Source organism: Guptibacillus spartinae (assembly GCF_028610625.1).
Lineage (GTDB): Bacteria > Bacillota > Bacilli > Bacillales > Guptibacillaceae > Guptibacillus > Guptibacillus spartinae.
Genome location: NZ_JAQQWU010000030.1, coordinates 1 through 10360 on the forward strand (window position 1 = coordinate 1; position 10360 = coordinate 10360).

The following is a 10360-nucleotide window of genomic DNA, read 5'->3' on the forward strand; positions in this document are numbered from 1 at the left end:
AAAAACCCTTCTCAAATGTTATCGAATCAGCTTCAATCGCAAGCACGTACTTCCCATTTACCTTCGCAAGATGAATCGATTCGCCGAAGTCAGACAGCATCGCTTTCACGGATACGTGGTCAAGCTTTAGCTTCCATTCGACGTCAGGGGAGTGCTCGACAATCTGCGAAGTAGCTTCAACAACTTGTTCGGTCGTAAACCGTTCCTGTAGCTCGCGCTTAGGGCTCTGAGACCATTCCTCCATCGCCTGTTCGAACTCTTCTCGTTCATCACTTTCTTCCTGATACGTTTCTTGGATATGCTCCTGAACCATGCCCATCGTTTGTGTTTTGACGATTTCAGGCATCGACTTTTCATATTCGACCCATTTTAAGAAGTCTTCGAAGTAACGGGCGTGAGACGACTGGTGGACTTTGATTTCAGCGCTGTCGATCATGCCTTCTTCTGGCATGTAGGGGTATTGGACCGATTTCATACTTTTTGTCGTAATTGCCATTTCCACATTTTGGATGAGTGTATCTTCATCCGTAATCGTAGCTACTTTCGGTTCGAAGTCACACTTTAAGATAAAGAGAAATGGATCATCAAAAAGTTTCGTTAGTTTAGCCGTAGCAACAATCAAAACACCACCTCTAATCGCACTTGTATCAAGGTACATTTGTACGATCTGGTCAGTGGAGGTTTCAAAATCATCCGCTGAATCTGCATATCGCGTGCGATCAAATAAATTATAGTTGGGATTCGATGTTAGCTCATGACCAGGTTCAACAATAAACCGACCGATCTTGGTTGGAGCACCTTCAGACTTAGCATGCCGATCCACTTTTCGTTTCATAATTTTCGTTAATTCACCGTCGAGAAAGTCTTTGAGAGAGCTTTCTTCATAGCTATCTGCATCTAGTGTTTGATAATGCTTATAGCGTCGTTCTTCACTTTCTCCGCTTCCTTCCACTTGGATTAAGTAAAAGGAAAGATACTGCATTTTAAATTCCATTTCATCACCCGTCTCTATGTTTACGTTTATTCAGTATAGGCAAGGTTTTATTATTCGTCAATCACTTCAAAGTAACTAACTTTTAAAAGTAAAAAGCTTCGAATTCAAAGTTTTTTTGTTTTTAACCAATTAGTTTTTTACATGAATCGACATTACTCTTATAATAAAGAAAGGAATATATGAAAAGGGGAGAGCCAATGGAAGCGAAGCAAACGGTGTTTGTGAATGAATTTACGAATGGAATACTCGATCCTTCAAAAGAAATGCTTGGACCATTGAAAGATGGTGGTCATATTGTTGCAAATACAGCACCTGGATGTTGGGGGCCAATGATCACGCCATGTTTACGCGGCGGGCATGAAGTGACGAAGCCTGTTTTTGTAGAAGGTGCTGAAGTTGGGGACGCTATCGCAATACGCATTAAATCGGTTCAAGTTACTTCGATGGCAACTTCTTCAGGAAACGATCAAGCTGTTGATGGAAGATATGTAGGGGATCCGTTTGTAGCGGTGAAATGCCCTGGTTGTGGAGAGTTGTACCCTGAGACAAAAATCGAAGGAACTGGTCCGGAAGCGATCCGTTGTGCGAATTGCGGAGAAGATGTGACGCCTTTTGTTTTTACGAATGGGTATACAATGGCATTTGATTCTGATCGAACTGTTGGTGTTACGGTGGATGAAGCTGCAGCCACTCATATAGCTCGAAATGGTAAATCCTTTATGGCTACACCTGAAAACTCTGTCCAAAATCCAGTTGTTACGTTTGGACCAAGTGATCTAGTAGGAACGATGGCAAGATTACGCCCTTTTCTCGGACAGCTCGGAACCACGCCTTCCCGCCCATTACCTGATTCTCATAATGCCGGAGATTTCGGTCAGTCCCTCATAGATGCACCTCATGAATATGGTGTAACAAAAGAAGGATTGGAAGATCGTACAGACGGCCATATGGACATCAATCGTGTAAGAGAAGGTGCAGTATTAATCTGTCCAGTAAAAGTAGAGGGCGGAGGAATTTATATCGGTGACATGCATGCTATGCAGGGGAATGGCGAGATCGCAGGACATACAGCGGATGTTGCGGGTATTGTAAATCTTCAAGCGATCGTCATTAAGGGCTTAACGATAGATGGACCTATTTTACTCCCGACCCTAGAAGATTTACCGCATTTAGCAAAACCTTTTACTACAAAAGAAAAAGAAGCAGCTAAGCGGGTCGCCAACATGTATGGTGTTTCAAAACTAGAAGAGTCTTTACCCCTATCATTTATAGGAACTGGTGCCGATCTTAATGAAGCAACAACTAACGGATTAAATCGAGCTGCGAAAACGCTAGGTATGACCCCACCAGAAGTGATGAATCGAGCAACAATTACAGGTTCGATCGAAATTGGAAGGCATCCTGGGGTTGTAACAATTACATTTTTGGTTCCGGTTCATCTTTTGGATGAATTGAGCCTAACTGATCTTGTCCGAAACCACTACGAAGCGATTGGGTAACCCAAAACAGCAGACAGCTAATTTTTTGGCTGTCTGCTCATTTTAATGAATGAAACGTAGTACAAATTGAGTATGCTAAATGTAATGTAATTGTTTTAAACCGGGAAATATGGGGAATTTAAGTAAAATTAGATTATTTACTTTCGTTTTAAAAATTTTCCAATAAAAGTAAATAATACAGTTAAAGCGAGGAATTCACCATGAAGATAAATTTTTCAAACCTTCACTATCCGTCCATCCACCGAGTTTTAGGTCCAGATTATCAGAGGATTACTCAACTTACCTTTCATTCTAAGAACGCAGAGCCTAATTCCGTGTTTTTTGCGATAAAAGGTGAGAACCACGATGGGCATTTATACATAGAAGACGCGATCCGAAATGGAGCGGTTGCCGTCATAATTGATCAAGAGGATATTTCGGAGAGTCTCTCACACCGCTACCCTAAATGTACGATTGTGCTTGTGGATGATGTTCGAAAAGCGATGGCATCCTTTTCTAAACAGTATTACGATGCAGCCGATGAAAAGCTAAAAACGATTGGCGTGACTGGCACAAATGGAAAAACAACAGTCGCCGCTTACGTACGATCTCTTTTAAGTTTACTTAAATTACCGACAGGCTCCATTGGGACGACTGGAATTTGGTCATCAAAAAAAAGAATACCTTATAAAAAAAGTACGCCAACAACACCAGAATCACTTGATCTTCATCGCATTTTCAATGATCTTGTGGAGGCAGGAGATAAAGGAGTAGCAATGGAAGTTTCTTCAATTGCTCTTGATCAAAAGCGAGTTGATGGAATAGATTTTGATGTAGCCATTCATACAAACATCTCTCCAGAACATTTAGAATATCACCAAACATTTGAACATTATAAAGCTTGTAAGATGAAGCTTTTTGATCAAGCAAAAGCAGCTGTTGTGAATGTAGATGATGAAATGGGTTTGGAACTTATCCGAAGCTTAAACAACAGAGTCGTAACCTATAGTTTAGATCAACATGCTGAAGCGGATCTCATTGCTACTGATATTAGCTATCAAGTGAATGGAACTTCCTTTAACCTTGTTTCACATGGGGAAGAATATCATGTATTCGTGCCAGTTTTTGCAGATTATAATGTTGCAAATGTACTCTCGGCTATTGGGTCTGCTTTGTTACTTGGCTACACATTATCCGAAATCATTCGGGTTCTACCACGATTAGAAAGTCCTGAAGGTCGCTTTCAGGTTATAAGTGGACCGAATCGTGAGACGATTATACTAGATTATGCCCATACACCTGTTGCTCTAAGCCGCCTTGTTGATGAGGTGAGAAAAATGGAGCATCGCAAACTAATCGTCATGATTGCAGGTATCGGTATTAGAGATTTTGAAAAAATGCCTAAAATGGCAAAGGCGATTGAGGGCAGAGCGGATGAAGTCATTGTTACCGTAGACCATCCTGGTTACCATGAGCCTTCCGTTATAGTGGATAAGGTAATGTCAGGTTTTTCTAATCCGAATGCTCCAAATATTCATCGCACCTACACAAGACGTGAAGGTGTCTTAAAGTCACTGCAGCTTGGCAGTGATCACGATATTATTCTTCTTACGAGCGGATGTATTAATGGCGCTCAAATGGTTAAAGGAAAAGAAATACCCCATTCAGATGAAGACTTAATCGAGATGCACTACCATCTTTCTTCTTAAACCTCCTACAGGGGGGTTTTTTTAGTTATGAATTTAAGGTTGCCAACAGTTAAAAGCTGACGTACACTTTAACTTTCAATAGATCGTGAAAGGACGTATTGGTGTGACTTGGGAAATTCTTAATATTATCGGTACGATCGCATTTGCAGCGAGTGGCGCACTCGTTGCTTTGGAAGAAGAGTTCGATTTTCTTGGCGTGATCGTACTTGGTTTAGCAACTGCATTTGGCGGAGGAATTATCCGTAATTTATTAATAGGTGTACCCGTAGCTTCTATTTGGGAGCAGGATGTACTCATTATGATAGCGATCGCTACAATTCTTGTCATTTTTGTTTTTCCAGCTAGCTGGATTAACTATTACTGGGAGAAGTGGGGAAGCTTCTTTGATGCAATTGGTTTATCCGCATTCGCGATTCAGGGGGCGTTGTTTGCTGAAGAGATGGGGCATCCTTTTATTGCAGCGATGGTCGCTGCTGCCATGACTGGGACTGGGGGAGGGATTATTCGTGATCTATTAGCGAGAAGGAAACCCACTGTGCTACAAAAAGAAGTTTATGCCGTTTGGGCAATGATGGCAGGATTATTAATTGGTCTCGGCTATCCGAAAGAATTGCCTTCATTAATGCTTTTGTTTGGAACCATTGTTTTTCTTCGTATGCTTTCACTACGATATGGATGGAAACTGCCTTATAGAAGCATTCATAATGAGAAATCGAAAACATAGAAAAAATCAAAGAATGCAGCTTATCACTAAGCTGCATTTTGTATTCAGTAAATGTTTGGATAACTTTTAACTTGTGGATTTTTTCTTCAATCCATAAGATAAAAGTTGGATACGAAAGATATATGAGAAGATTCATCCTTTTAACTAAAAGGTTAGAAAAAATGCTGATAAGTTTTATAATTATCTTAAAAATAGGTTGTGACAAGCGCAAATGTGCTAAAATGCAAACGATAAGAAAGATGCCCCTAGATTCAGGTAGGTTACGGCGTGAAATGCTGTAAACCAAAGATGGAAATGAAATAATTACAACTGACTTTTGAACAAATTTATTAATGGGAGGAAAGCTACCATGAGCGATAAAAATAACCAGAATAATAACTTGCCTTCGAGACTAAACGTACTTCTTGTGCTTACATTCTTATTATTTATGATTCTTGTCTTTCGTCTAGCATTTATTCAATTATAAGTTAGAGTGTTTGAGGATAGTCACAGTATTCAATGATTGTCCCTTCTGTATCCGCAGGGTTTAGATAAATTAATCTTCTACCATGTTTGTTGATACGCAGCGTGTCTTGCATCACGCGGATGTTTTGTTGTTCTAATTCTTTAAGGGCTTCATCAAGATTTTCAACTCTGTATGCAATATGGTGAACCCCTTTTCCTTTTTGCTTCATAAATCGAGCGATAGGAGAAGTGGTATTGTTTGTAGGCATAAGTAATTCGATGCGGCTTCCGTTTAAATCAATAACTGCAATTTCGCTTTCAACCCCTGTAGCTTCACTGCGATAGCGGTCGAATAATTCTCCTCCTAATACCTCTGTATAAAACTGGACACTCTCATCTAAGCGTCTAACTGCAATTCCCATATGATCCAATGTTTTTTTCATGGTGAAACTCCTTCATAATGTAATGGTGCCATTTTATCATAAAATAGACTTGGCATCGTAAACGGTTTTTTCATTCATGGCGCTTTCAAACCCTTTGGATAATGTTGAGCCGGTTAAAGAATGTGTGTAAAATGAAAATGAAATGAATTTAACGAAATAGGTGTTACTTATGAACTCAATGATTATTATCGGGTCTGGTATTCTTGGCGCATCAACAGCCTATCATTTAGCTAAATGGGGAGTGGATGTGACGATTATCGACCGAAACGAACCAGGGCAAGCAACTGAGGCTGCAGCAGGAATCGTTTGTCCCTGGCTCTCTCAACGTCGCAATAAAGTATGGTATCAACTCGCAAAAGGTGGAGCGAAATACTATCCTAGTTTAATTGAACAATTAATGGAAGATGGAGAGACAGAAACAGGTTATAAGAAAGTAGGCGCAATTAGCCTTCATACAGATGAAATGAAATTAGATAAAATGATCGATCGAGCAAAAAAACGTCGAGAAGATGCCCCTGAAATTGGTGAGATCAAGAAGTTATCAGCGGAAGAGACAAGAGAATTGTTTCCACACCTGGCAGAAGAGTATCAAGCTGTATTTGTTAGTGGAGCTGCTCGAGTAAATGGCGCTGCACTTCGCCATGCGCTTCTTCGAGCTGCACAAATGCATGGAGCAAAAGTGAAATTCGGTGATGCGAAACTTCATTCGTCAGATGGTGAAGTAACGGGTGTTTCAGTAGAAGATGAAAGATTGGAAGCAGGTAAAGTGATTATGACAGCCGGAGCATGGGCGGAAGAACTATTATCACCATTTGGATTAAAGTTCAATGTTACTTCACAAAAAGCGCAAATTGTTCACCTTGAAATGCCGGGTGAAGACACTAGCAACTGGCCCGTTGTTATGCCGCCAAATGACCAGTATTTATTAAGCTTCGACGATGGTCGAGTTGTCATTGGGGCAACTCATGAAAACGAGGCGGGAATGGACAGACGCGTAACGGCAGGAGGTCTTCAGGAGATTTTTAGTAAAGCGCTCGAGGTTGCCCCAGGATTAACAAATGGTACATTCTTAGAAGCAAAAGTAGGATTTCGTCCTTTCACTCCAGGTTTTTTACCGGTATTTGGCGATATTCCTGAGATGAAAAACTTACTTGCTGCAAATGGTCTGGGAGCCTCAGGTCTTACTGTAGGTCCTTATCTTGGACTTGAACTAGCTAGACTTGCATTGGGAAAAGAAACCGAACTTAACCCAAATGATTATGATATTCGTGCGGCGATTAAAAAACGGTATTGAAATTGATCGGTTTAAATGGTTTTTGTTAAGCGGTACAGCTTCGTTAATAACAGTTTATGAATTTTAAAAAACAAAGGTTTTTCCTAGCAGTTTGCAGGCTTAACAATGTTCAGTTTATTATTTAGCATTTTCATTAACCGAATATCGACTAGGTAAGAATTTATCAGAAAAAGGGGCTATCTTTAACAAGATAAGCTCCTTTTAATCTTTCAAATAATAATGGACTTGAAGCTTTTTCTTCTGAAAGATCATGATTTAGGATTATCACAAGGTTTGCTTTATGACGGGAAGTAGAATCCAATGTTATACTCTTTGTGGACTTTATTTGAAAAAATGAGGTAACAGACTGCTTTGAAGTCGTTTAGATTAATCGATTGAATTTCAAATATAGAATTAAAAAACGAGGGGGATTCACGGTGGTAACAAATCCAAAAGCTATTTTTTTAGATATGGATGGTACAATATTAAATCACAATAATAAGGTAAGCGAATATACGAAACAAGTTATTGACGAGCTACGAGAAAGGGGTATGTACGTTTTTATAGCAACAGGAAGAGCTTTCGATGAAATAAATGAGCTTGTACCTGATGGTTTTGAAGTAGATGGGATTATTTCTTCAAATGGTATGGCTGGGTATGTTGGCAAGAAGGCGGTGTTTGAACATTCGCTAACTTTTGAGTTAGTTGAAAAGATAATCGATAAAGCGAGAGAAAACAAAGTTTATTATGAACTCTTTCCTTATGGAGCAGATCGTATCGCTTTAAAACAAGATCGTAAATTTATTGAAGAAGAAATTAGAGACCCTAAACCTGAAAATGTTGGAATAAATGAATGGCTTTCACGGCAACAAGCGATTAAAGAAGCAATAAACTGGAAAAATCAAATCGATGGTACTAAATTTTCTAAATTTTATTTCTTTGCTAGGACGGAAGACCATATCAATCAATGGAAAGATGAATTAGAGAAAATAAAACAAGAGATCGATTTTACAACCTCAATATCTTCTAATCATAATGTGGAGGTTATGGTGGCTAATGTGAACAAAGGCACTGGGATTCAAGAAATGCTGAACTATTTTAATTTAACTGAGGTAGAAACGTTGGCAATTGGTGATAGTAACAACGATCTACCAATGTTTCAGGTTGTTGATTATGCAGTTTCAATGAAAAATGCATCGGACCACATAAAGGAAATTGTCGATGAAGTGACGGAATTTACATGTGATGAAGAAGGGGTTTACCATTATTTGAAGACGACGTTAATGCCAGCAACGATTAAATAGATTTGTAAATCAATAGAAGAATACTAAACAGAGGTAAGCTAAGGTCCTTTGTGATTAGACTATGAATATACAAGGAGGGAGATTTATCATGACCAAACATAGAATTTATACAACGAGCTTCGCTAGTGTCTATCCTCACTATGTTACGAAAGCAGAAAAGAAAGGCCGAACGAAAAGGGAAGTCGATGAAATCATTCATTGGTTAACAGGCTATAGCGAAAAAGAGTTAGAAGCGCACTTGGAAAATAAAACAGACTTTGAGCATTTTTTCATAGAAGCTCCTCAGATGAATCCTTTACGGACCAAGATCAAAGGGATGATCTGTGGCGTGAGAGTGGAAGAAATCGAAGAACCAACTATGAAGGAAATTCGCTATTTGGATAAACTAGTTGATGAGTTAGCAAAGGGAAAAGCAATGGAAAAGATTCTGCGCAACGATTAATTGTAAATAAAAGCACTGATTCCACTTATTAAGAGATAAAGGAATCAGTGTTTTTTTGTAGGGGTTTTGAAAGTGCAAGGAAAAGAATGTGAAAAATTACAGATTGACGTTTTTGCTGACAGTGCACAAATATGAGCCTACTTTCTTATTATGTGGTTTTCGAAATCATTGCACAGGTGTTTATATATTGTTGACTTACCCACCTAGTTAGACTATTATCTAATTAGATAATAGTCTAACTAGGTGGGGGTGAAATCTTATGCAATTAAATAGATTAGTCAACTTTTATAAAACACTAGGTGATCCAAATCGTATACGGATTCTTTCGTTACTCGCCGTAGGTCCTCTTCATGGGCAGGCTATTGCCGGGAAGCTTGGATTAAAAGCACCAACCATCACTCATCATATGGCAAAACTACGAGACAGTGGTATTGTTTATCAGCGCAAAGACAAAAACACGATTTATTACTACATTGATGAAAAGAAATTTCGATCTTATTCTGAAGCTTTACCTAATATGCTTTATCAGTCTGATTTCAATAAGGAGGATGAAACATTGAAAGAACAAGCAGTGATAAATAATTTCATAGCAGCAGATGGAACCTTAAAGCAAATACCTTCGCAACGGAAGAAGAAAATTATTATTTTAAAACACTTGGTAAACGGATTAGAACGAGGGAAAAAGTATCCTGAGAAAGAAATTAATGACTATATTAAGAAGTTTCATCCTGACTTTGCAACAATTCGAAGGGAGTTTATCATTAATCACTTTATGTATCGCGAGAATAATATCTATGAATTAAACCCAGAGGAAATGTGGGCAACGATTAGCTAAAAAAAGTAAAATCAATGTCTGTATTTTTCATTGAATTCACGTGTGATAAAGAAAAACAACATGAAATTCCATTTCACTCATAAAATGTACTTGGGGTGAAAAATATGCCGAGAGTGAAATACACAAGTTCAGATGTTGATTTAATGGCTAGAATGATGAGAGCGGAAGCTGAAGGTGAAGGTAAGCAAGGCATGTTGTATGTAGGGAATGTCATTGTAAACCGTGCACAAGCTGAATGTTTAGACTTTGTAGGTCTGAGAACAATTCCTCAAGTGATTTATCAAGTGCAGGGAGGGAATTATTCCTTTGAGGCCGTGCAAAAAGGGAATGTTTTTTATAACCGAGCACGTTCTGTAGAGAAACGGTTAGCAAAGAAAAACTTGGATTATTGGAGAGAACATCCAGGAAAATATGCTCTTTGGTACTTCAATCCTTATGCACCTTGTCCACCGACCTGGTACGGGCAACCTTTTGCTGGACAATATAAAAATCATTGTTATTATGAACCCGAAGCTGGTACTTGCGCCAGTGTTTATAACTAAGATTAAGGATTTTTCCTTTACTATGAAGAGAAGCCTATCTGAACGTGAACTGTAACCTATAATTTGGACAGTTTATAAAAAGGACCTATGCTGCTAGTAAGTGACCTCGGTATTGAACCGGGGTCATTTTATTTAATCCCCATTGATATCTTCTATGGTTGTAACGCTTTAT

10 protein-coding genes are annotated in these 10360 nt (G+C 38.8%); 8 read left to right on the forward strand and 2 right to left on the reverse strand.

Translation table 11 applies throughout. The features are described from left to right. A partial coding sequence (locus PQ511_RS23345) for a DUF3900 domain-containing protein (RefSeq protein WP_273854314.1) occupies positions 1 to 994 on the reverse strand: 994 nt, incomplete at its 3' end. 197 nt (positions 995 to 1191) lie between these two features. Here PQ511_RS23345 and PQ511_RS23350 point away from each other — a divergent pair. The 3 genes from PQ511_RS23350 to PQ511_RS23360 all read left to right on the forward strand — a co-directional run bounded on the left by PQ511_RS23350 (position 1192) and on the right by PQ511_RS23360 (position 4905). Continuing rightward, entirely contained in the window at positions 1192 to 2493 is a 1302-nt protein-coding gene (locus tag PQ511_RS23350) for an acetamidase/formamidase family protein (RefSeq protein ID WP_273854315.1), read from the forward strand. A gap of 200 nt (positions 2494 to 2693) precedes the next feature. Further along, complete coding sequence (locus PQ511_RS23355) at positions 2694 to 4181, forward strand: UDP-N-acetylmuramoyl-L-alanyl-D-glutamate--2,6-diaminopimelate ligase (RefSeq protein ID WP_273854316.1); 1488 nt, start codon at positions 2694 to 2696, stop codon at positions 4179 to 4181. A 103-nt stretch (positions 4182 to 4284) separates the two neighbouring features. Next, positions 4285 to 4905, forward strand: a complete 621-nt coding sequence (locus tag PQ511_RS23360; protein WP_273854317.1) for a trimeric intracellular cation channel family protein — start codon at positions 4285 to 4287, stop codon at positions 4903 to 4905. 467 nt (positions 4906 to 5372) lie between these two features. Here PQ511_RS23360 and PQ511_RS23365 read toward each other — a convergent pair whose 3' ends face one another. Then, a complete protein-coding gene (locus PQ511_RS23365) occupies positions 5373 to 5792 on the reverse strand; it encodes a VOC family protein (RefSeq protein ID WP_273854318.1) in 420 nt (139 codons plus the stop codon). A 169-nt stretch (positions 5793 to 5961) separates the two neighbouring features. Between PQ511_RS23365 and PQ511_RS23370 the strand changes: the two genes are divergently transcribed. The 5 genes from PQ511_RS23370 to PQ511_RS23390 all read left to right on the forward strand — a co-directional run bounded on the left by PQ511_RS23370 (position 5962) and on the right by PQ511_RS23390 (position 10188). Further along, positions 5962 to 7086: an NAD(P)/FAD-dependent oxidoreductase gene (locus PQ511_RS23370; protein ID WP_273854319.1), complete on the forward strand. Its 1125-nt coding sequence runs from the start codon at positions 5962 to 5964 to the stop codon at positions 7084 to 7086. 416 nt (positions 7087 to 7502) lie between these two features. Further along, entirely contained in the window at positions 7503 to 8369 is an 867-nt protein-coding gene (locus PQ511_RS23375; RefSeq protein WP_273854320.1) for an HAD family hydrolase, read from the forward strand. Between the two features lie 88 nt (positions 8370 to 8457). Then, the gene (locus tag PQ511_RS23380; RefSeq protein ID WP_273854321.1) at positions 8458 to 8811 is read left to right on the forward strand and encodes a DUF2200 domain-containing protein; all 354 of its coding nucleotides are present in this window, start codon (positions 8458 to 8460) and stop codon (positions 8809 to 8811) included. Between the two features lie 259 nt (positions 8812 to 9070). Continuing rightward, positions 9071 to 9646: a DUF2087 domain-containing protein gene (locus tag PQ511_RS23385; RefSeq protein WP_273854322.1), complete on the forward strand. Its 576-nt coding sequence runs from the start codon at positions 9071 to 9073 to the stop codon at positions 9644 to 9646. Positions 9647 to 9750: 104 nt separating this feature from the next. After that, entirely contained in the window at positions 9751 to 10188 is a 438-nt protein-coding gene (locus tag PQ511_RS23390) for a cell wall hydrolase (RefSeq protein ID WP_273854323.1), read from the forward strand. The last annotated feature ends 172 nt before the right edge of the window (positions 10189 to 10360 follow it).

What these genes read in the sequence shown, in the direction of transcription:
- PQ511_RS23390 (WP_273854323.1), top strand. Translation starts at nt 9,751, where the DNA reads ATGCCGAGAGTGAAATACACAAGTTCAGATGTTGATTTAATGGCTAGA.
- PQ511_RS23380 (WP_273854321.1), top strand. Translation starts at nt 8,458, where the DNA reads ATGACCAAACATAGAATTTATACAACGAGCTTCGCTAGTGTCTATCCT.
- PQ511_RS23355 (WP_273854316.1), top strand. Translation starts at nt 2,694, where the DNA reads ATGAAGATAAATTTTTCAAACCTTCACTATCCGTCCATCCACCGAGTT.
- PQ511_RS23365 (WP_273854318.1), bottom strand. Translation starts at nt 5,792, where the DNA reads ATGAAAAAAACATTGGATCATATGGGAATTGCAGTTAGACGCTTAGAT.
- PQ511_RS23385 (WP_273854322.1), top strand. Translation starts at nt 9,071, where the DNA reads ATGCAATTAAATAGATTAGTCAACTTTTATAAAACACTAGGTGATCCA.
- PQ511_RS23370 (WP_273854319.1), top strand. Translation starts at nt 5,962, where the DNA reads ATGAACTCAATGATTATTATCGGGTCTGGTATTCTTGGCGCATCAACA.
- PQ511_RS23350 (WP_273854315.1), top strand. Translation starts at nt 1,192, where the DNA reads ATGGAAGCGAAGCAAACGGTGTTTGTGAATGAATTTACGAATGGAATA.